The 22,230-nt window shown below is 62.1% G+C and carries 18 protein-coding genes; 4 read left to right on the top strand and 14 right to left on the bottom strand.

Annotated features, from left to right (window positions below; all coding sequences use genetic code 11):
- The first annotated feature begins 104 nt into the window (after positions 1-104).
- Positions 105-1,010, top strand: coding sequence for a sugar kinase (locus tag HBO10_RS17240; protein ID WP_034125870.1), 906 nt, complete (start codon positions 105-107; stop codon positions 1,008-1,010).
- A 129-nt stretch (positions 1,011-1,139) separates the two neighbouring features.
- On the opposite strand, the gene HBO10_RS17235 is transcribed toward HBO10_RS17240, so the two are convergent.
- The 14 genes from HBO10_RS17235 to HBO10_RS17170 form a co-directional block, all read right to left on the bottom strand.
- Positions 1,140-1,415 carry a peptidylprolyl isomerase gene (locus tag HBO10_RS17235; RefSeq protein WP_003174397.1) on the bottom strand — a complete coding sequence of 92 codons (276 nt, stop codon included), beginning with the start codon at positions 1,413-1,415 and terminating at the stop codon, positions 1,140-1,142.
- A gap of 43 nt (positions 1,416-1,458) precedes the next feature.
- Complete coding sequence (locus HBO10_RS17230; RefSeq protein ID WP_034125737.1) at positions 1,459-3,996, bottom strand: PAS domain-containing protein; 2,538 nt, start codon at positions 3,994-3,996, stop codon at positions 1,459-1,461.
- Positions 3,997-4,134: 138 nt separating this feature from the next.
- Positions 4,135-6,090: an acetoacetate--CoA ligase gene (locus tag HBO10_RS17225; protein WP_034125736.1), complete on the bottom strand. Its 1,956-nt coding sequence runs from the start codon at positions 6,088-6,090 to the stop codon at positions 4,135-4,137.
- A gap of 127 nt (positions 6,091-6,217) precedes the next feature.
- A complete protein-coding gene (locus tag HBO10_RS17220; protein WP_034125735.1) occupies positions 6,218-6,991 on the bottom strand; it encodes a 3-hydroxybutyrate dehydrogenase in 774 nt (257 codons plus the stop codon).
- Positions 6,992-6,998: 7 nt separating this feature from the next.
- A complete protein-coding gene (locus HBO10_RS17215; protein WP_034125734.1) occupies positions 6,999-8,390 on the bottom strand; it encodes a GntP family permease in 1,392 nt (463 codons plus the stop codon).
- Between the two features lie 293 nt (positions 8,391-8,683).
- Complete coding sequence (locus HBO10_RS17210; protein ID WP_034125733.1) at positions 8,684-10,075, bottom strand: sigma-54-dependent Fis family transcriptional regulator; 1,392 nt, start codon at positions 10,073-10,075, stop codon at positions 8,684-8,686.
- 146 nt (positions 10,076-10,221) lie between these two features.
- Positions 10,222-11,793: an ABC transporter ATP-binding protein gene (locus tag HBO10_RS17205; RefSeq protein WP_034125732.1), complete on the bottom strand. Its 1,572-nt coding sequence runs from the start codon at positions 11,791-11,793 to the stop codon at positions 10,222-10,224.
- 10 nt (positions 11,794-11,803) lie between these two features.
- The gene (locus HBO10_RS17200; RefSeq protein WP_034125731.1) at positions 11,804-12,826 is read right to left on the bottom strand and encodes an ABC transporter permease; all 1,023 of its coding nucleotides are present in this window, start codon (positions 12,824-12,826) and stop codon (positions 11,804-11,806) included.
- On the bottom strand, positions 12,826-13,884 hold the full coding sequence (yejB, locus tag HBO10_RS17195) for a microcin C ABC transporter permease YejB (RefSeq protein WP_005788805.1): 1,059 nt from the start codon (positions 13,882-13,884) through the stop codon (positions 12,826-12,828). Before yejB ends, HBO10_RS17200 begins: the two co-directional genes overlap by 1 nt.
- Positions 13,884-15,743: an extracellular solute-binding protein gene (locus HBO10_RS17190; protein WP_105226642.1), complete on the bottom strand. Its 1,860-nt coding sequence runs from the start codon at positions 15,741-15,743 to the stop codon at positions 13,884-13,886. Before HBO10_RS17190 ends, yejB begins: the two co-directional genes overlap by 1 nt.
- Positions 15,744-15,872: 129 nt before the next feature.
- On the bottom strand, positions 15,873-16,154 hold the full coding sequence (locus HBO10_RS17185) for a peptidylprolyl isomerase (RefSeq protein ID WP_034125729.1): 282 nt from the start codon (positions 16,152-16,154) through the stop codon (positions 15,873-15,875).
- A 107-nt stretch (positions 16,155-16,261) separates the two neighbouring features.
- A complete protein-coding gene (locus tag HBO10_RS17180; protein WP_034125728.1) occupies positions 16,262-16,756 on the bottom strand; it encodes a DUF1543 domain-containing protein in 495 nt (164 codons plus the stop codon).
- A gap of 144 nt (positions 16,757-16,900) precedes the next feature.
- A complete protein-coding gene (locus tag HBO10_RS17175) occupies positions 16,901-17,383 on the bottom strand; it encodes a copper chaperone PCu(A)C (RefSeq protein WP_034125727.1) in 483 nt (160 codons plus the stop codon).
- Entirely contained in the window at positions 17,383-17,991 is a 609-nt protein-coding gene (locus tag HBO10_RS17170) for an SCO family protein (protein ID WP_034125726.1), read from the bottom strand. Before HBO10_RS17170 ends, HBO10_RS17175 begins: the two co-directional genes overlap by 1 nt.
- 181 nt (positions 17,992-18,172) lie before the next feature.
- On the opposite strand from HBO10_RS17170, the gene HBO10_RS17165 reads away from it, so the two are divergent.
- The 3 genes from HBO10_RS17165 to HBO10_RS17155 all read left to right on the top strand — a co-directional run bounded on the left by HBO10_RS17165 (position 18,173) and on the right by HBO10_RS17155 (position 22,188).
- Positions 18,173-18,556 (top strand): DUF2946 domain-containing protein, encoded by a 384-nt coding sequence (locus tag HBO10_RS17165; RefSeq protein WP_034125725.1) that lies wholly within the window; start codon positions 18,173-18,175, stop codon positions 18,554-18,556.
- Positions 18,557-18,618: 62 nt separating this feature from the next.
- The gene (locus tag HBO10_RS17160) at positions 18,619-19,164 is read left to right on the top strand and encodes a putative natural product biosynthesis protein (protein ID WP_034125724.1); all 546 of its coding nucleotides are present in this window, start codon (positions 18,619-18,621) and stop codon (positions 19,162-19,164) included.
- Between the two features lie 129 nt (positions 19,165-19,293).
- On the top strand, positions 19,294-22,188 hold the full coding sequence (locus HBO10_RS17155) for an RHS repeat-associated core domain-containing protein (RefSeq protein WP_034125723.1): 2,895 nt from the start codon (positions 19,294-19,296) through the stop codon (positions 22,186-22,188).
- Positions 22,189-22,230 lie beyond the last annotated feature (42 nt).

Genomic DNA, 22,230 nt, shown 5'->3' with positions numbered 1-22,230 from the left:
AGCCAGCTCCCACAGTGACCGCGTTTTAACTGAAGGAATGCAGTCGAATGTGGGAGTCGGGCTTGCCCGCGATGGGGCCCTCCAGCACACCTGAGAACTTTGCCATGAACACCCACCCCCGCATCGCCCTCATCGGCGAATGCATGATCGAACTGCAACACCGCGCCGACGGCAGCCTGCACCAGAGCTTCGGCGGCGACACCCTGAACACCGCGGTGTACCTGCGCCGCGAGCTGGGCGATGCCGGCAGCGTTGACTACGTCACCGCCCTGGGCGATGACAGCTTCAGCGATGCCATGTGTGAGCATTGGCACGCCGAAGGCCTTGGCCTGGACAGGGTCCAGCGTCTGCCTGGGCGTCTGCCAGGCTTGTATTGCATCCAGACTGACGCCCAGGGCGAACGTAAATTCCTCTACTGGCGCAACGAGGCGGCCGTGCGCGACTGCTTCACCACGCCTGCCGCCGAGCCTGTTCTGGCGGCCCTGCCGGGCTATGATGTGGTGTATTTCAGCGGCATTACCTTGGCCGTGCTGGGAGACATCGGGCGTGAGCGTTTACTGCAGGCGCTGATCGAAGCCCGCCGGCGCGGCGCCAGGGTGGTGTTCGATAACAATTACCGGCCCCGGTTGTGGGCCGATGTGCAAACGGCTCGTGAAGCGTACCGCAGGGTACTGGCCGAGGTGGACATTGCCTTGCTCACCGAGGATGACGAACGCGCGTTGTTTGGTTATGAGGATAGCGATCAGGTGTTCGCGGCGTACCCGTCGATTGCAGAAGTGGTGCTCAAGCGGGGAGCGGATGCGTGCCTGATTCGTTGCGCGGGCGAGCGCTTTGCGGTGCCGTCGTTGAAAGTGGAGAAGGTGGTGGACACCACGGCGGCGGGGGATTCGTTCAGTGCGGCGTATTTGGCCTGTCGGCTCAAGGGTGGCTCGCCCCAAGACGCCGCACTGGCGGGGCATCGGTTGGCAAGCCGGGTGATTCAGGTGCCCGGGGCGCTGATACCGAGATGATCACTGATCGTTCCCACGCTCTGCGTGGGAGTGCAGCCCGGGACGCACCGCGTCCCAGAAGCGGACGCAGAGCGTCCAGTGAGGCATTCCCACGCAGAGCGTGGGAACGATCGGACTGAAGCCATCCACTCAATCGCGGTAAAACACCTGCACCAGGTGATACCCAAATTTGCTCTTGATCGGCCCGTGCACCACCTTCACCGGTTTCTTGAAGATCACCGCATCAATCGCCCCCACCATCTGCCCGGGCCGCACTTCGCCCAGGTCACCACCGCGTTTGCCCGACGGGCAGGTGGAGTACTTCTTGGCCAGCACATCAAAGGCTTCGCCCTTGGCAATGCGCTGCTTGAGTTGTTCGGCTTCTTCGCTGGTTTTCACCAGGATATGACGGGCTTGGGCTTTCATGGGGCTCTACCAGCTGTGCGACGGCGCGCGATTATGCCTGAACTCAGGCCTCGACGCCGATCATGCTACGGATTTTGTTGGCCAACAGGTCAATGGAAAAAGGCTTGGCGACCATGTCCATACCGTCCTCCAGGAACCCCTGGCGCTCGGCGGCTTTCTCGGCATAACCGGTCATGAACAGCACGCGCAGGCCTGGGCGATGCTGGCGGGCGATTTCCGCCAGTTGCCGGCCGTTCATGCCGGGCAGGCCAACGTCGGTCACCAGCAAGTCCACACGCAAATCCGACTCCAGCAGCGGCAGCGCCGCACGGGCATCCGCCGCCTGGTGCGCGGTGTAGCCCAGTTCGTCGAGCACATTGACCACCAGCATGCGCACCGCCGGGTCGTCCTCGACCACCACCACCGCTTCACCGGCCAGGGCCACGGGCGCTTCGGTCAGGCTGGCGGGCAGGCTGCTTTCCAGCGCCGTGCCATACAAACGCGGCAGGTACAGGCGCACGCAGGTGCCCTGGCCCGGTTCGCTCTGGATGGTCACATGGCCGCCGGATTGCTGGGCAAAGCCGTAGATCATCGACAACCCAAGGCCAGTGCCTTGGCCGATGGGTTTGGTGGTAAAGAACGGGTCGAACGCCTTGGCGAGGATTTTCGGCGCCATGCCGCTGCCGTTGTCGCTCACGCCAAGCATCACATAGTCGCCGGCCTTGACCGGTTCCAGGGTGGTGATGTCGGTGCCGTCCAGATAACTGTTGGCGGTTTCGATCAGCAGCTCGCCGCCGTCGGGCATGGCGTCGCGGGCGTTGATCACCAGGTTGAGCAGGGCGTTTTCCAGTTGACTGGCGTCGGTGTTCACCGGCCAGATGTCCTTGCCCAGTTGTACCTTGAGTTCGATATGCGCGCCCTTGGTACGCCGGAACAGGTCTTCCAGGGACGCCACCAGTTGGTTGGGGTCGGTGGGGCGACGGTCCAGTGACTGGCGCCGCGAGAACGCCAGCAGCCGGTGGGTAAGGGCGGCGGCACGGTGCGCGGAGGACACGGCAGCATCGGCAAAACGGCCGATATCGTCGCTGCGCCCGGCGGCGATATAGCGCTGCATCAGGTCCAGGCTGCCGATGATGCCGGTGAGCATATTGTTGAAGTCATGGGCGATACCGCCGGTGAGCTGACCGACCGCTTCCATCTTCTGCGCATGGCGCAGGGCATCTTCTGCACGTTCGCGCTCGAACATCTCGTTCTGCAGGCGCTGGTTGGCCTCGGCCAGCGCCTGGGTGCGCTGGGCCACGCGTTCTTCAAGGTTCTCGTTGAGGTGGCGCAGGGCCTCTTCGGTGAGCTTGCGTTCGGTCTCGTCGATCACAAAGATGTAGAAACCATTCACCGAGCCGTCACTACTAAACCGCGGCAGGTACTTCATCAGCGCATGGCGGGGGCGGCCGTCGCGATGAGGCGTCACCGTCATGAAGCTGCACGCCTTGCCCTTGAGCGCGGCGGCGATCTTGTCTGCGCGCCCGGCATACACCTCGTCGCCGAGCACTTCGCGGATGGTCTTGCCGTACAGCTCCTGGGGCGTTTTGCCATACCACTCGAGGTAAGCGCTGTTGTTGAGGCGAAAGCGCTGTTCGTGGTCAACGTAGCCGATCAACACCGGCATGGCGTTGATGATCAGTTGCAGCTCGGTCTGGCTCTGGCGCAAGGCCTGCTCGGTGTTTTTGCGCTCGGTGAGGTCCAGCGCGGCGCCGAGGAACCGCGCCGGCCGGCCCTGTTGATCCTTGTAGCAGCGGCCACGGGCGAACACCCAGCGCACCTGGCCATCGGCCTGTTGCAGGCGGTATTCCTCGGCGTACTCGGTGCCATGGGTGATGCAATGCTTGATGCTGCGCGTCACTGTGCCCCGGTCTTCGGGATGCACGCCGTGCAAGTAGGCGCTGATGGGCAGCAGGCTTGAATCGTTGGGGTCGACGCCATGCAGGTAGGCGAAATGGGCGTCGGCGATGAAGCGGTCTTCACCGATATCCCAGTCCCAGGTACCTACCGCGTCGGTGGCCGCCAACGCGAGTTGCAGGCGTTGCTCGGTGTTGTGCTGGGCCTTGAGGCTTGCTTCGGAGCGCTGTTGCAGTTCGAGGGTTTTGCTGCGTCGCTCATTGGTCTCAATGGCCGTGACCAGAATGCCCGCTACCCGGCAGCTTTCATCGCGCACCGGGCTGTAGGTCAGATCCAGCCAGATTTCGGTATCGCAGCCCTGGCGGTGCAGCACAAAGCGTTGCTCGCTGAAGGTACGCACCTGGCCGCCGAGCACGGCGTCGTACACCGGCGCGGCGAAGCTTTCAAGCTCAGGCCAAGTGTGGTGCGCCGGCTGGCCCAGGGCGCCGGGGTGCTTGCTGCCAATCAGGTGTGCAAAGCCATCGTTATAGAGTTGCGTGAGGTGCGGGCCCCACAGCAGTACCATCGGCATGGGCGAATGCACGACGATATCAACGGCAGTGCGCAGGCTTTGCGGCCACTCACTGGCCTCACCGAGTGGGCTTTGCGCCCAGTCCAGCCGCTTGATCAACGCAGCGGCTTCGCTACCGGTGGATGTTCCATTCATAAAAAGCCCTGAGCATGACGCTTTGAAAAATGACAACACCCATTATCCCAAGGAGCGGCAACGGGTGGCTACCCCGGAAAAATAGCATGCCTTGAGGGTTTTTCTTCAAAACGCTGCGTCAGCGCTGAAACCTTTCATCTAATAAGCCAGCTCAGCTCTGTCGCGAAATTGCTCCAGTGCCTGGGGGTTGGCCAGGGCATCGGTGTTTTTCACCGGCTCTCCATGCACCACGTTGCGCACCGCCAATTCGACGATTTTGCCACTGATGGTGCGGGGGATATCCGTGACAGCGAGGATCTTGGTCGGCACATGGCGCGGTGTGGTGTTGGCGCGAATCACCTGGCGGATCTGCTGTTGCAGCGCCTCGTCCAGTTCAATTCCATCATCCAGGCGCACAAACAGCACTACGCGCACGTCGTCCTGCCAATGTTGGCCGATGGCGAGGCTTTCCAGCACCTGCGGGACCTTTTCCACCTGGCGATAAATCTCGGCGGTGCCAATGCGCACGCCGCCGGGGTTGAGCACCGCATCGGAACGCCCGTGGATCAACAGGCTGCCGTTGGCGCGTTGCTCGGCATAGTCACCCTGGGCCCATACACCGGGGAACTGACTGAAATACGAAGCGCGCAGTTTCTGCTGCTGCGGGTCGTTCCACAGTCCGATGGGCATGGCAGGGAAATGCCGAGTGCACACCAGTTCGCCTTTCTCTCCGATCAGGGGCCGGCCTTGGTCGTCCCACACTTCGATGGCCATGGCCAGGCTCTTGCACTGCATCTCACCACGCCGCACCGGCAGCACCGGGTTGCCGATCACAAAGCAGGAGACAATGTCGGTGCCACCGGACATCGAGGACAGGCACAGCTCGGCTTTGATCTCGCGGTACACGTAGTCGTAACTCTGGGGCGACAGCGGCGAGCCGGTCGAAATCAAGCCCTTGAGGCTGCCCAGATCGTGGCTCAGGCGCGGCTGCAACCCGGACTTTTCCAGGGTGGCGAGGAATTTGGGGCTGGTGCCGAACACGCTGATTTTTTCCGCATCGATCAGGTCGATCAAACGTTCGGGGCCGGGGTGGAACGGCGAGCCGTCGTACAGCACCGCGGTGGCGCCGATCGCCAGCACCGACACCAGCCAGTTCCACATCATCCAGCCGCAGGTGGTGTAGTAGAACAGGCAGTCCTCGCGGTTCAGGTCGGCATGCAGGCCGTGTTCCTTGAGGTGCGTCAGCAATACGCCGCCAGTGCCGTGGATGATGCACTTGGGGATGCCGGTGGTGCCGCTGGAATAAAGGATATACAGCGGGTGGTCGAACGGCACCGCGACAAATTCGGGTTCGCCGCCGGCTTGATAGAAGTCGTCCCACAGCGCGACGTGGGCGTGGGTGGTGTAGTCCCCAGCCTGCGCTTCGGGCTTGGCGTAAGGCACGATGATCAGCTGTTGCAGGGAGGGCAGGCGTTCAAGGATCTCATTGAGCTTGGCGCTCTGGTCGATGCGCTTGCCGGCATAGCGGTAACCTGCGCAGGTGATCAGCACCTTGAGCTCGATCTGGCCGAAACGGTCGATGACGCCCTGCGTGCCGAAGTCTGGCGAGGAGCACGACCAGATCGCACCGAGGCTGGTGGTGGCGAGCATGCCCACCAGGGTTTGCCAGGTGTTGGGCATACACGCGGCCACCCGGTCACCTATGCCGACCCCGGCCGCCCGCAGGCTTTTTTGCAGGCCGGCAACCTGTTCCGCCAGTTGTGCATAGCTCAACTGTTCACGTTGGCCGTCTTCGCTGACAGCCACCACCGCAGGATGATCGTCACGGCGGCGCAACAGGTGTTCGGCGAAGTTCAGGGTGGCGCCGGGAAACCATTGGGCGCTGGGCATCTCGATGTCTTCGATCAGCGTGACGCTGGATGGGCTGCGAAACTGCACGTCGAAGAACGCGACAATCGCCTGCCAGAAGTCCGGGCGCTGGTCGATGCTCCATTGGTGCAGGGCGGGGTAGTCGTCGAGCTGCACGCCGTGCCGTTGGTTGATGAAGCGGCGGAACTGATCCATGCGCGTATTGGCGATGCGTTCCGGGGAGGGTTGCCAGAGGATGTCGGACATAAGCTGCCTCTTCTCGTTCCCACGCTTCGCGTGGGAATGCCTGACTGGACGCTCTGCGTCCGCTTTTGGGGCGCGGAGCGCCCCGGTCTGCGTGCCCACGCAGAGCGTGGGAACGATCATCACGGGTTTACTGGGCCAGCCAGCCACCATCGATGTTCCAGGCCGCGCCGCGCACCTGGGCGCCGGCTTCACTGCACAAGAACAACACCAGTTCCCCCAGCTGCGACGGCGTCACAAACTCCAGCGACGGCTGTTTCTCTGCCAACAGATCCTGCTGCGCCTGCTGGGGGTCTATTCCAGTGGCCACGCGATCATCAATCTGCTTCTGCACCAGCGGCGTCAGCACCCAGCCCGGGCAGATGGCGTTGCAGGTGACATTGCTGGTGGCGGTTTCCAGGCCCACCACCTTGGTGAGGCCGATCACCCCATGTTTGGCCGCCACATACGCCGCCTTGCCCACTGAGCCGACTTGCCCATGCACCGAGGCGATATTGACGATGCGCCCCCAGCCCTTGGTCTTCATGCCCGGCAAGCTCAGGCGTGTGCTGTGGAACACCGAGGACAGGTTGATGGCGATGATCGAATCCCAGCGCTCCACAGGGAAGTCTTCTACCGCTGCCACATGCTGGATACCGGCATTGTTGACCAAGATGTCCACGCCACCGAACTCGCGCTCGGCGTAGGCGAGCATGTCGGCGATCTGCGCGGGGTCGCTGACGTCTGCCGGGTGATGCCCGACCTTGCCGCCAAAGGCCTGCACCTGGGCGATCACCGCGCTGGCGTCGCCAAAGCCGTTGAGAATCAGGTTGGCGCCGGCCTTGGCCAGGCTCAGGGCAATCCCCAAGCCGATGCCGCTGGTGGAGCCGGTGACCAGGGCGGTCTTGCCATTCAAAGTTGTCATGAAAACCTCACACAATGCCGGTGGCGTAGAAAGTGCCGATCACCACGAACACCGCAAGGGTCTTGATGATCGTGATGCCAAAAATGTCCTTGTAGGCTTCGCGGTGGGTCAACCCGGTGACCGCCAGCAGCGTGATCACCGCGCCGTTGTGGGGCAGGGTGTCCATGCCGCCGCTGGCCATGGCCGCGACTCGGTGCAGCACCTCAAGAGGGATATTGGCCGCGTGGGCGGCTGCAATGAAGCTCTCGGACATCGCCGCCAGGGCGATGCTCATGCCTCCGGAAGCGGAGCCGGTGATACCGGCCAGCAAGGTCACGGTGATCGCTTCGTTGACCAGCGGGTTGGGGATGCCCTTGAGCCAGTCCGCCAGTACCAGAAAGCCTGGCAGCGAGGCGATCACGGCGCCAAACCCATATTCCGAGGCGGTGTTCATTGCCGCCAGCAGCGCACCGCTTACCGCGCTTTTACTGCCTTCGGCCAGCTTGCTCTTGATCGCCGAGAAGCCGAACACCAGCACCACGATAATTCCCACCAGCAATGCCGCCTGCACCGCCCAGATCGCGTTGAGCTTGGCGATTTCGATGGTCACCGGCGCGCTCATGCCCGGCAGGCTGAGGCTGTGGGTCTTGCCGTACCACTGCGGGATCCAGTGGGTGAACAACAGGTTCATCACCCCCACCAGGATCAGCGGCGACAGCGCGACCCATGGGTTGGGCAAGGCAAGGTTGTCGGCGGTTTCCGGCTCATTGCGCAACTCGGTGCCATAGCCTTCACCGGCACGCTGGGCCTTGTTGCGCTGGCGTGCGAGGTAGAGCATGCCGGCGCAAAACACGAAGATCGTGCCGATCAGCCCCAGCCACGGCGCCGCCCAGGCGGTGGTGTTGAAGAAGGTGCTGGGGATGATGTTCTGGATCTGCGGCGTGCCGGGCAGGGCGTCCATGGTGAACGAGAACGCACCGAGGGCGATGGTCGCCGGGATCAGGCGCTTGGGGATATTGCTCTGGCGGAACATCTCGGCGGCAAACGGGTACACCGCAAACACCACCACGAACAGCGACACGCCACCGTAGGTGAGCAGGGCGCAGACCAGCACAATCACCAGCATCGCCTGGCGCGTGCCGAGCAAGCGGATCGCAGCGGCCACGATCGAGCGCGAAAACCCCGACAGCTCAATGAGCTTGCCGAACACCGCACCGAGCAGGAATACCGGGAAATACAGCTTGATAAAACCGACCATCTTTTCCATGAACACCCCGGTAAAGGCAGGTGCGACGGCGGACGGGTCGGTGAGCAGCACCGCGCCAAGGGCGGCGATGGGGGCGAACAGGATAACGCTATAGCCACGGTAGGCGGCCAGCATCAGCAGCGCGAGCGCGGCCAGGGCAATGATCACACTCATGGTGTGTCTCCATCGGATTGTTATTGTTGTGGGTGAGGCTGTGGGAGGAAGCTATAGCGAGATGTGTGCCAGATTTATAACTTGTTGATATGTATGGATTTATTGTGGATTTAAAGTGATTTTCGAGACGGCGGTCTCAATCTGGAGACGAGTGGATATCCTTGTGGGAGCTGGCTCGCCTGCTATAGCGGTGGTTCAGCTGGCTTGTAGGGCACTGTTAGACCGCTATCGCAGGCAAGCCAGCTCCCACATAAGAAAGTCTTGATATTGGGAATTGCGTCTCTTGTTTGAGACTAAGTTAGTCCAAGCGCCAGCATTTTTTTATACAACGTCGACCGCCCAAGCCCCAACCGCTTGGCCGCCTCTACAACATTTCCGTCACTGGCCTTGAGCGCGCCCGCAATCACCTGCCGATCAAACCGCTCCCGCGCCGCCGCAAAGGTTTCACCCTCGACCGCCGCCGCCGCGCCTCGCTGTACCGGGCTGAACGTGCCAATCGCTGCGCGAAGGTCGCTGGCATTGAGCATCAGGTCATCACTCAGCAACGCCGCCCGCTCCAGCACATTGCGCAGCTCGCGGATATTGCCCGGCCAGGCATGTTGGGCCAACAGCGCCAGGGCATCGCGGTCCAGTTCGTGCTGGCTGCGCAACTCCTCAAGGATCGCCTCGCTCAGCGCCGGAATATCCTCCAGCCGTTCACGCAGCGGCGGCACCTGGATCGGCAGCACGTTGAGGCGGTAATACAGATCGGCGCGAAACTCGCCACGCTTGATCGCTGCCTCCAGGTCCATGGACGTGGCGGCAATTACCCGCACATCGCTGTGCAGCATCTCGTTGGAGCCCACCGGTTCGAATTCCTTTTCCTGCAACACCCGCAGCAATTTGCTTTGCAGTGGCAGCGGCATGTCGCCGATTTCATCGAGAAACAGCGTGCCGCCCTGGGCGATCTGGAATTTGCCGGGGCGACCCTTGCGGTCGGCACCGGTAAAGGCGCCGGGTGCGGTGCCGAAGAATTCGGCTTCAAGCAGATCATGGGGAATCGCCGCGCTGTTGATGCTCACAAAGGCTTTGTGCGCCCGGGGCGATGCGCCGTGGATGGCCTGGGCCAGCAGTTCCTTGCCGGTGCCGGTTTCCCCGAGCAGCAATACCGGCGACTCGGCACTCGCACTGCGCCGCGCTCGGCGCTTGACCTCAAGGCTGGCGGCGCTGGTGCCGATAAAGTGCGCAAAATTGTATTTGCTTTGCCGCGAACGCAGCAGCGAGCGCGTGGAGGCCAGCTCCTGCTGCATGCTCAGGTAGCGCTCGATCAACGGCGACAGGTTGCGCAGTTCATCGAACAGCGCAAACCCAATCGCGCCGATCACCGCCCCGGCCTCGTCGTGGATCGGCAGGCGCATCACCACCAGTGGGCCTTTGGGAGTGTCCTGGATATCCAGCAGGATCGGCCGGTCATTGCGCACCACCTGGCGCAGCAGGCTGTTGGAAATCACCTGCTCGCAAGGCTGGCCGATGGCTTGGTCGGCGCTCTTGAGGCCAAAACGCTTGGCGTAACGCTCGTTCATCCACACGATGTTCGCATCGCGGTCGACGATGACCGTGCCCTCGCTGGACTGCTCGATGATCTCGAACAGCGACTGGATGGCCAGGCCGCGAACCTGTTGGTAGTCCTTGAGGCTGGTACTCATGGGTACAGAATCCTGTTAATGATCGTTCCCACGCTCTGCGTGGGAATGTCTACCGTGACGCTCTGCGTCACTTGGCGTAGGGCCAAGGCACGACGCGGAGCGTCTCGGGTTGTGTTCCCACGCAGAGCGTGGGAACAATCTCACCTCTACAAAGGGATGTGCGCTGCTGCCAGCAGTTCTTTGGTGTACGGGTGTTGGGGCGATTCGAACACCTCATGGCTCGCGCCACGCTCCACCACCTTGCCATCCTTGACCACGATCATGTCATGGGCCATGGCGCGCACCACCGCCAGGTCATGGCTGATAAACAGGTAGGTCAGGCCGTATTTGTCCTGCAGTTCGCGCAGCAGCGCCACCACTTGTTTCTGCACTGTACGGTCGAGGGCCGAGGTGGGTTCGTCGAGCAGCATCAGCGCTGGCTTGAGTACCAGGGCGCGGGCAATGGCGATGCGTTGGCGCTGGCCACCGGAAAACTCATGGGGGTAGCGATGTCGGCTGGCAGGGTCGAGGCCCACGTCCTTGAGCACCTGGATGACTTGCGCGTCACGCTCGGCCAGGCTGCACGGCGCGTGTACTTCCAGGCCCTCGCTGATGATCTGCTGCACCGACATGCGCGGGCTGAGGCTGCCATAGGGGTCCTGGAACACCACCTGCATCTGCTTGCGCCATGGGCGCATCTGCTGATGGTTGAGCGGGTCCAGGGCCTCACCCTGGAAGCGAATGCCGCCGCTGGAGTCGAGCAAGCGCAGGATAGCCTGGCCCAGGGTGGACTTGCCGGAACCGGACTCGCCGACAATCCCCAGGGTTTTGCCGCGCTGCACGCTGAGGCTGATGCCGTCCACCGCGCGCAGGTAGGTTTTGGCCCGGAACAGCCCACCTCCCAGGGGAAACTGCACGCTCAGGTCATCCACTTCCAGTACCGTCTCACGGGGCTCGCTGCACAGCACATCGCCCGAGGGCTCGGCGTCCAGCAGCAGGCGGCTGTAGGGATGCTGCGGTGCGGTGAACAAGGCCTGGCAGTCAGCTTGCTCGACGATTTCCCCGGCACGCATCACGCAGACCCGCTGGGCGATACTGCGCACCAGGTTGAGGTCATGGCTGATCAGCAGCAGCGACATGCCCAGGCGTTGTTGCAAGGACTTGAGCAGCAGCAGGATCTTGCGCTGCACCGTCACGTCCAGCGCCGTGGTGGGCTCGTCGGCAATCAGCAGTTCGGGCTCGCAGGCCAGGGCCATGGCGATCATCACCCGCTGGCGTTGGCCGCCGGACAATTGATGGGGGTAGGCCTTGAGCCGTTCCTGGGGTTTCTGGATGCCCACCAGTTCCAGCAGTTCGAGGATGCGCGCCTGCGCCGCCTTGCCGCCCAGGCCCTTGTGCAGCAGCAGGGTTTCGCCGATCTGCTTTTCGATGCTGTGCAGCGGGTTGAGGGAGGTCATCGGCTCCTGGAAGATCATGGCAATGCGGTTGCCGCGCAATTTTTGCAAGGTGCTCGGTGAGGCGCCGATCAGTTCCTGGCCGCGATACTTGATGGAGCCCAGGGTTTCGGTGCCGGCTTGCGGCAGCAGTTGCAGGATCGAATGGGCCGTCACCGACTTGCCCGAGCCCGACTCGCCCACCAGCGCCAGGCACTCGCCCGGGCGCACGTCCAGGCTCAGGTTGCGCACGACGGTCTGGCCGTTGAAGGCGACGCACAGGTCGCGGATTTCGATCAGGTTCATACGCAGTCACTCATGAGCGGGGGTCGAAGGCATCACGCAGTGCCTCGCCGATAAACACCAGCAACGACAGAATCAGCGCCAAGGTGAAAAACGCCGTCAAGCCCAGCCACGGCGCTTGCAGGTTCTGCTTGCCCTGGCCGATCAGCTCGCCCAGGGAGGCGCTGCCGGCGGGCATGCCGAAGCCAAGGAAATCCAGAGCGCTCAAGGTGGATATCGCCCCGGTCAAGATAAATGGCAAATAGCTGAGGGTCGCGGTCATGGCGTTGGGCAGGATGTGCCGGCGAATGATCTTGCCGTCGCCCAGGCCCAGGGCGCGTGCGGCCTTGACGTACTCCAGGTTGCGCCCACGCAAGAACTCGGCGCGCACCACGTCCACCAGGGCCAACCAGGAAAACAGCGCCATGATCCCCAGCAACCACCAGAAGTTCGGCTCCACAAACCCCGACAGGATAATCAGCAGGTACAGCACCGGCAGGCCAGACCACACCTCGAGGATGCGCTGGCCGAGCAAGTCCACCCAGCCACCGTAGTACCCCTGCAACGCCCCGGCGGCAATGCCAATGACGGCGCTGATGGCGGTCAGGGCCAGGGCAAACAGGATCGACACCCGTGCACCAAAGATCACCCGGGCCAACACATCGCGGGACTGGTCATCGGTGCCCAGCCAGTTCACCGCCGACGGCGGGCTCGGGGCAGGGCGGGAGAGTTCGTAGTTGGGCGTGTCATCGCTGAACGGAATCGGCGGGAACAGCATCCAGCCGCCATCCTGCTTGATCAGCTTTTGCACGTAGTCACTGCGGTAGTCCGCCTGGAACGGCAACTGCCCACCGAACTGCTGCTCGGTGTAGCGCTTGAACACCGGAAAATACAGCTCGTTCTTGAAACTGAGCACCAGCGGCTTGTCATTGGCGATCAACTCGCCGCCCAAGGTCAGGATAAACAGGCCGATAAACAGCCACAGCGACCACCAGCCACGGCGGTTTTTCTTGAAGCGTTCGAAACGCCGGCGAGCCACGGGAGACAGGTTGAGCATCAGGCGTTCCTCGCGGCGAAGTCGATACGCGGGTCCACCAGGGTGTAGCACAGGTCACCGATGAGTTTTATCAGAAGGCCGAACAGGGTGAAGATAAACAGCGAGCCGAACACCACCGGGTAGTCGCGGGACACGGCCGCCTCGTAGCTCATGCGGCCCAGGCCATCGAGGGAGAAGATCACCTCGATCAGCAGCGAGCCGGCAAAAAACACACTGATAAACGCCTGGGGAATCCCCGAGATCACCAGCAACATCGCATTGCGGAACACGTGACCGTACAGCACCCGGCGTTCGCTCAAACCCTTGGCGCGGGCGGTGACCACGTATTGGCGGGTAATTTCATTGAGGAACGAGTTCTTGGTCAGGATGGTCAAGGTGGCAAAGCCGCCGATCACCAGCGCCGTTACTGGCAGTACCAGGTGCCAGAAATAGTCGGCGATTTTGCCCACGGTGCTCAGTTCGGCGAAGTTTTCCGAGACCAGCCCGCGTACCGGGAACCAGTTCAGCGAGGTACCGCCAGCGAACACCACGATCAGGAACATCGCAAACAGGAATGCCGGCATCGCGTAACCGATGACGATGGCCGTGCTGCTCCACATATCAAAGCTGCTGCCATGGCGCACGGCCTTGCGTATGCCCAGCGGGATCGACACCAGGTAGGTGATCAGCGTGGCCCACAGGCCGAGGGAAATCGTGACGGGCATCTTTTCCAGGATCAGGTCAGTTACCGTTGCGCCTCTGAAGAAACTGTTGCCGAAGTCCAATTGGGCATAGTTCTTGAGCATCAACCACAGGCGTTCCGGCGCGGATTTGTCGAAGCCGTACTGTTTCTCGATGTCCTTGATCAGCTTCGGGTCCAGGCCGCGGCTGGCTCGCGAGCCGCTGATGCCTTCGCCGGATGCGCCGGCTACACCACCGCCGCCAATGCCTTGCAGGTGAGCGATGGCTTGTTCCACCGGCCCGCCGGGCGCGGCCTGCACGATCACGAAGTTCACCAGCAGGATGATCACCAGCGTCGGGATGATCAGCAGCAGGCGCCGTACGATATAGGCAAACATCAGTGGGCCTCTCCGCGTTTTTTCAACTCAGCCTGCATTTGTTCGTTCGTCAGCGGGGTGGGGCTGACTTCCCACCAGGTTTCCAGGGCTTCGTCGTTCTTCGCCTCGATGGCCGGGCGCCCGAAACGGTTCCACCATGCGGCGGAGGTGCCCGGTGGGTAATAGTTGGGGATCCACAGGTAATTCCATTGCAGTACGCGGTCCAGGGCGTGGGCATAGGTGAGCATCTTGGCCTGGGTGTCAGCCTTGACCAGGCCATGGATCAGGGTATCGACGGCCGGGTCCTTGAGCACGATGTAGTTATTGGCGCCCGAATCGAACGCGGCGGCAGAGCCGAAATAGTTGTACAGCTCCATGCCGGGCGAGGTGGTGACCGGGAAACCCGTGACGATCATGTCGTAGTCGCGGGCCATCAGTCGGTTGACGTACTGCGAGGAGTCGATGCGGCGAATATTCAGGGTGATGCCGATCTGCGCCAGGTTGCGTTTGTAGGGCAGCAACAGGCGTTCGAGGCCGTTCTGGACGTTGAGGAAGGTGAATTCCAGTGGCTCGCCCTGGGCATTGACGAGTTTGTCGCCCACAGGTTTCCAGCCGGCGTCTTCCAGCAGGGCCAAGGCTTGCAACTGTTTGTCGCGGATCATGCCACTGCCATCGGTGACCGGGGCCTTGAACACCTGGGTGAACACCTCGTCGGGAATCTGCCCGCGCAGGGGTTCGAGGATCGCCAGTTCTTCCGGGGTGGGCAACTGGCTGGCGGCCAGCGGGCTATTGGAAAAATAGCTCTGCTGTCGGATGTACAGGTTGCGCATCATCTGCCGGTTGGCCCATTCAAAATCCCACAGCATCGCCAGGGCCTGGCGCACGCGGCGATCCTTGAATATCGGTTTTTGCACGTTGAACACATAGCCCTGGGCCGGCTGCGGCATCTCCTTGGCCAGGTGCGCGCGCTGCAGGCGGCCATCGTCCAAGGCCGGGCCGTTGTAGCCGATGGAGTAACCGGTGGCGGAGAATTCACGGTTGAAATCATAGGCGCCGCCGCGTAGCACTTGTCGCGCTACTTCGGTGTCGCCGAAGTACTCCAGGCTCAGGTGATCGAAGTTGTACAGGCCGCGGCTGACCGGCAAGTCCTTGCCCCACCAGTCGGGGTCACGGGTGAAGGTGATGGTGCTGCCGGAGTCGATCTTGCTGACCTTGTAGGGGCCGCTGCCCAGTGGCGCTTCGTAGCCGCCGCCGTTGGCAAAGTCGCGGGTCTTCCACCAGTGCTCGGGGAACACCGGCAAGGTGGCGATATCCAGGGGCAGGGTACGGTTTTCGTTGCTGGAAAAGTCAAAGCGCACCTGGCGCTCACCTTCGACCTCGACGTGCTTCACGTCGGCAAATAGCGTGCGAAAGCGCAAGCTGCCTTGGGTCATCAGCACGTCAAAGCTGTAGCGCACGTCTTGCGCGGTGATGGGCTTGCCATCGGCAAAGCGCGCCTTGGGGTTCAGGTAGAAGCGCAGTGACAGGCCATCGTCGGCGCGCTCCATCTTTTGCGCCACCAGGCCGTAGACGGTGTAAGGCTCATCCAGCGAGCGCAACGCCAAGGGCGCATACACCCAGCCGTCGACCTGCGATACGCCGATACCTTTGTCGATATACGGCAGCACATGGTCAAACCGCCCCACCTCCAGCGCGGAACGCCGCAGGCTGCCGCCCTTGGGAGCGTTGGGGTTGGCATAGTCGAAATGGCTGAAACCTTCGGCGTATTTGGCGGGCTCGCCGTACACCGTCAGGTAGGTTTGCGGGGCTGCGATCACCGCAGTGCTGGCCATTAGCAAGGCCAGGGTGGAACAGAGCAGAGATGAAAAAGCCAATCGCATTATCAGCCTTGAGCGCCGGGTAAGAGTCATAAGGATTTGTACGCTAACGGCCTGGGCATCGCCAGTCATCAGATGCACAACGGCCCACCAAAGGGCGGGCCGTTGTTTATAGCATCAGCGCGGATTGAATCAATCCTGGCGGCTGGTGACTTCCAGCAGGTGGTAGCCGAACTGAGTCTTCACCGGGCCTTGCACGGTGTTGACCGGGGCACTGAAGACCACGGTGTCGAATTCCTTGACCATCTGGCCTGGGCCGAACGAACCGAGGTCACCGCCCTGGCGGCTGGATGGGCAGCTGGAGTTGGCTTTAGCGATTTCTGCGAAATCAGCGCCGCCTTCGATTTGGGCCTTGAGTTCGTTGCACTTGTCTTCAGAGGCAACGAGGATGTGACGGGCGGTGGCTTTGGCCATGGTGAGTAACTCCTAGAGTAAAAAACGGTGAGCGTACCGGATTCAGGCGGTTATTTCTCGGCAAAGTTCCACTGGGTTTCAGCCGGCACTGTTTTCGCCGTGAGGATTCAAGGCAGCACAAGGTAGTCGTTGCGCTGCACGATCGGGCGGTGCGCCGCTTGCACCAGGTGGATATAGCGGCCGTCCACCAGGTCGATGGGCAGGCAGTCGTCGATATCCAGCACCGCGTCGGTGTGGGCCTGGGACCAGTGGCTGAGCATCTGCTGCTTGCCTTTGCCCATGGCCTCCTTTTTGTTACGGGCGACCACCAGCAGGTAGTGATGGGACTCGCCAAAGCTATTGGCTTCGTAACCGCCCAGGTTGATGAAGTACAGGCGGAGTGCATCGCCGTGGGGCGCCAGGTGGCTCAGTTCAACCTTCCAGCCGTCGACGCCATCGACGGCCATCCATGAATCGATGTGTACGCCTTTGGGGCTGCCGAACCAGGCGTCGCGTAATTGCGGGTAGGTGGCTTGCAGGGTGTCCGCCACGGCGAACACCACATCGTGTACTTCGATCCTGGCCCGCGGGTGCTTGCCCCCGAGCATGACGACAAACAGCATTACCGATGATTCCTGGGGAGGGCGGCCTGACAGCCTATCTGATCACTCCCGGCAATCAAACTGTGGGAGATTCTATGGATGAGGGGCAACCCTCAACCAACGTTACCGGGGAGCAGAGCAAGCGCTGCAGGCTTGTTTGCGCAATCAATGCATCTTGCTATGGTCCATCTTGCTGTGGTCCATGCCATCCAGCCCACGCGCCGTTGCCTTCACTTCGACGGCCTGCTTTTCACCCTTGGCATCTTCTACCGTAAGGGTCAGTGGTACCTGGTCGCCTTCCTTGATCTGGCCGGTCAGGCCCATCAACATGACGTGGTAGCCGTTGGGGTCGAGCTTGACGGCTTTGTCGGCAGGCAGGGCCACCGAGCCCACCGGGCCCATGCGCATGACATCGTCCTTCATGCTCATCTCATGAATCTGCACGTCCTTGGCCACTGGCGATGCCACGCTCAACAGTTTGCTGTCGCTGTCGGCTGTGAGGGTCATGAAGGCGCCACTGGACGGTTGGCCCACTACGGAGGCGCGTACCCAGGCGTCAGTGACTTGTACCTGGGCACTGGCGTGGGCAGCGAGGCCCAGCAGGGTTAGACCGAGGGTGAGACGCTTGAGGTGTTGAACGGCAGTCATTAGCAGACCTCCATGACGGTGAGCAGGTCTTCTGCGCACTCTTGAGCGGTAAGGGATGCCTGCAAGCCAAGGCGCAGGTTGCCACGGGTGTCGAACACGAAACTGGTGGCGGTGTGGGAGAGGGTATAGGTGTCGCCGGCGGGGATCTTTTCATAAAAGATCCCGAACTCCTTGGCGGCCACGGCGATTTCTTCCGGGGTGCCGTAGAGCGCTTCGAAGCTTGGGTCGAAGGCCTTGACGTAGTTGTCGAGAATTTCGGGGGTGTCGCGCTCGGGGTCCAGGGTGATGAACACCACCTGCATGATCTTGCCATCGCGGCCCATCAGCTTCTTGGCCTGGGCGGCTCGGGCCAGGGCTGTCGGGCAGACGGCCGGGCACTGGGTGAAGCCGAAGAACACCACCGGCATCAGGCCGCGGTACGAGCTCAGGGTGACGGTTTCGCCGTCGGTGTTCTTGAGCTTGAAGGTGCGGCCCATGATCTTGTCACTGAGGTCCTTGCCGTACTTGAAGTTCAGCTTGGGGCTGTAGTCACAGCCGCCCAGCAGGCTGCCCAGGCCCAATAGGCCCATGCCGGTCAGCACTTTGCGGCGGGTGAATAACGTACTCATCAACTGTGCATCCTGTGAAACGCCTGTAGGGCCGTGGAGCTGCTCCGCCAGGCTTTGAAAAGGAGTAACGAGAAGGGTGCAGAGTCTAGCAACCCTGGCCGGCGCGCGTAATCTGCGACGTTCTGCCACAGGGGCGCGTCGCATTGCGTCCTTTTATGGCTTCGGTGGTAGAGTCGCCGCCATGAAATTGCGCCACTCTGACCGCTCACTGATCGCCTGGGCCCTGTACTTCTGCGTGCTGATGAACCTGTTCGCCTGCGGTTTGGGGCATGGCCAGATGATGGGGCAGCAACTCAACGGCATCGGCGGGCTGTTCTGTTCGGTGGACGGCGGGCAGTCGCCAATTTCCGACAAAGGGTTGGCGAACCCGTCCTCCAGCAACATCTCGAACTACTTTGCCTGCCCGGTGTGCAACGCGGTTACCGTTGCCCTGGTGTTTCTGATCGGCCTGGCCTGGCTGCTCGGCCTCATCCAAGCCCCGCGTGTCGCCCATGAGCGGCGCAATAAGGCGCCGCCGCGCTATTCCTGGCCCTCGGCCAACCCCCGCGCTTCTCCCGCATCCTGACGTGTGCCTTGGGCTTCCTGTAACCAGGAGGCATTCTCTCGTCACGATTGTGAGAACACTCTATGAACCCTCAATTGCCTGCCGGCGCCGGCCGCCTGGTCAGCAAGGCGTCGCGGCGCCTGCGTGCGCAACCGGCGCTGTCTGATTACCCGAGTAATTCGCGCTGCTTCGTGCACCTGGATGCACGCCTGCTGCCTCACTGGCATACCTTGTTCGACATCTGCCCGGCGTTGCTCAAGCTCGACCCACCGGAGGGCTTGAACCTGTTTCGCGCCTTCATGACCTGGGCCTATCGCAACCAGCCGCCGCTGGACTGGACGTACCATCTGAACGTATGCCGCTGGTTGCTGAGTTCGGCGTACCGCACACAGATCGATGAGGAACCGATCGAGGCCTTCATGGCCGCCGCTGCTGCGCGTTGGGTGCTGACGGATGAAAGCCCGGCGGCAGGCATTGTCTTGAGCTGGCGCGATTGCACCCTGTTCGACTGGAAGGGCCACCCTTCGATAGCCGCGCCGCGACCGGCATTGCCGCCGCCCGCCTGGGATTTTGCCTGGTCCCCGTTGGGTGCCCAAGGTGCTTTCAGCGGTTGGCTGCCGGTGCCATGAAGCGCCGCGTCCGGTAAGCCTCACGACACCCTCGGAAGCGCCGCACACTGCGCAGCGTGCGGAGCCCGCAGGCTGGCACCGGCTTGATGACTAGGCTCTAGGCTTCTTTGGTTTCCAGGTCATCAGGTTATGTCTTCTTTGCATCACAACACGCCCACGCTGACGGTGGTCGACCCGCGAGGGTTGACCGTGCGCAGCGTGGCGTACCATCGCAATGCCGCGCAGCAATCACCCAGCGCGCAGGTCACACGGCAGGTGTTCGACGCTCGCGGCCTGTTGCAGCAACAGTGGGACTCCAGGCTGTTTGAGTTGCACGCTGCCGATCCCGACGTGCGGCCCAATCTGTCTCATCGTTATAGCTTGAGCGGGCAAGTGCTGAGCACCGACAGCGTGGATGCGGGCCGTCAGACGCGCTTGCTCGGCAGTGGCGGCCAGGTCGTGCAACAGTGGGACAGTCGAGGCACGCGCCAGCGGTTCGAATACGACCCGTTGCTGCGCCCCGTGGCGGTATTCGAGCGCGCGGAGGAGGCAGCGGCTGAACGCTGTGTCGAGCGCATGAGTTACGCGGGCATGACGTCCACGGAGGCGGCGCGCAATCGCTGTGGGCGCATGATTCGTCACGATGACCCGGCAGGCACGTTGCTCGTTGAGCGCTACGACGTGCAAGGCAACATCACCGAGCAAACCCGGCGCCTGTGCACGTCGCACACCGCGCCCGACTGGCCGCTGCCCGTGAGTGAGCGGGATGCACAGTTGCAAGCCCAGACCTTCACCACCACCTGGCAGCACGATGCGCTGGGGCAACGCCTGGAGCAGGTCGACGCGCGCGGCAATCGCCAGCAATCTCAATACGGTGTCGACGGCCAGTTGACGAAAAGCGAGATCCTGTTCAAAAGCGGAGCGCGCAAGACCCTGGTGGATCAACGCAGCGTCAACGCCTCGGGCCAGGTGTTGAGCGAACGCTTGGGTAATGGCGTGGTCAGCGTTGCCGAGTATTCGGACACTGATGGACGTTTGACACGCTTGAGCGCCCACCATAAGGATTCGGCAGGCAAGCGACTGCAAGACCTCTTCTACAGCTACGACCGGGTCGGCAATGTGTTGCGCATCCGCGATGCGGCGCAGCCGACCCGCTGGGCCAGCAACGTGCAGGTGGAGGCAGTAAGCACATTCGAATACGACAGCCTGTCGCGATTGATCAAGGCCACTGGCCGTGAAAACGCGCGCAATACCGGCGCATCCGCACTGCCGGGGCGAATCACGTTCAGCGCCACAGACGACAACCTCTGGGGCAACTACACCCGCCACTATGCCTACGACTCGGCCAGTAACCTGACGCAGATGCGCCATGTGCCCAGCACCGGCAGCGGTTATACCCAACGGATGCAGGTGGGCGAACACAGCAATCACAGCGTGATTGCCCGCGAGGGCGCAAAGGCGCCGGGCCTGGGCAACGGCTTCGACCAACGTGGCAATCTCCAGGCTCTGGCGCCTGGGCAGGCGTTGACCTGGAACGGGCGCAACCAGTTGGTTCGCGTCGCGCAGGTGCTGCGTGACAATGGCGAACATGACGATGAGGTGTATCTGTACGACGGCGCCGGCCAGCGAGTCATCAAGCGTCGCGTGGCACATGGCAAGACGCAGACTCACACCCATGAAGTGCTTTATCTGCCAGGGCTGGAGCTGCATCGCCACGGGCCGGATGGCGAGTGGTTGAACGTGGTGCTTGCTCCGGGCGGGCGCCATTCGGTCAGAGGTCTGCAGTGGGAGCAGCAGCGCCCCGACGAGATGCAGGACGAGCAACTGCGGTTCAGCCTCGACGATCATTTGGGCAGCGGCACTCTGGAGTTGGACGAGGCAGCCGGCCTGTTGAGCCAGGAAAGTTATTACCCCTTCGGCGCAACTGCCTGGTGGGCGGCAAAAAGTGCCTTGGAGGCGAACTATAAAACCCGACGTTATTCGGGCAAGGAGCGCGACGCCAGCGGGCTGTATTACTACGGCTTCAGGTACTACGCGCCGTGGTTGTTGCGGTGGATCAGCGCTGACCCGGCGGGGGATGTGGATGGGCTGAACCTGTATGCGATGGTGGGGAACAACCCCATGGGTTATGTAGACGAAGACGGTTTGCAGCGCCGCTCGATGCTGGAGGTGGTGACGGTTCTGCTCCTGGTGTTGTTGATCGGGCACGGAGTAGGGGTAGAGATGGGCTATAGGATTGAACTGGCTTATTTCGGGCTGATTTCAGGTGTGGTGGGCGTGGCGCTTTACGCGCATCAGCGATTAAGCACCACTGACGTTCAGCGAAGAGCGTTCTATGAGCAGTCCGTAATGGCCGGCGCGCAAGAGCTGGGCCGCCGACAGGGCGCTACCGAACATGAAGTCAACGAGTTGGCGGACTTTTTCCTGGAACACCGTCTGGCTACCGCCGACACTAAAAAACTGTCCTACGGGCTGACCCCGGCAGCGCGGGGCGGTCTCTATGGGTACGTTGGGCCCACCGAGCATCGGGACCGGGCTGAAACAGCCTCACGAACGGAGCGTAACCCTAGCTTTACGCTTGCCAGGTTGGGGTTTGTAGGCATAGAACTGCGCGCCCCGGCACGCAAAGTGGGCGCCAGCCCGCTGCCAGCGGCTGGGCTGACCCATACCGAAGTACAACCGCAAACCAGAGTCACGAGCGTGGGCCGCAGAGGCTCCGCTTCTGAGGTGCCCGCCGCGCAACCGGTAAGCCCGGGACCTTCCTCCGGGCTGGTGCCTGAGCCCCTCGAGATTGACGTCACACCTATTCAGAATGAATTACATGGCCCGGGAGGTGAAATTCTCAGAAGGGTGATTGATCGGCTGGAAGACCGCACACTGGATTTTCATACCGGCCATGCCATGGCGGGTGGGCAGAATGTCCGCAGTTTTGACTTGCCGCGTTATCGCGGGCAGCGCGGTCGTGGCGCCTATCGGGTGATGATCCAGCACATCAGTGGGCTTAACTATCGGGCGGTCAGGGTGATGGACCCTCACCGCCGTTAATACGCGCAACGTCAGGCCAAGGAGCGCGGGCCGTGTAACGGC

The sequence above is a fragment of the Pseudomonas sp. WS 5503 genome (genome assembly GCF_012985385.1).
In the GTDB taxonomy this organism is placed as follows: Bacteria; Pseudomonadota; Gammaproteobacteria; order Pseudomonadales; family Pseudomonadaceae; genus Aquipseudomonas; species Aquipseudomonas paracarnis.
Note: the sequence above shows the minus strand (reverse complement) of the source record. Positions and strands in the feature narration are given on the sequence as shown.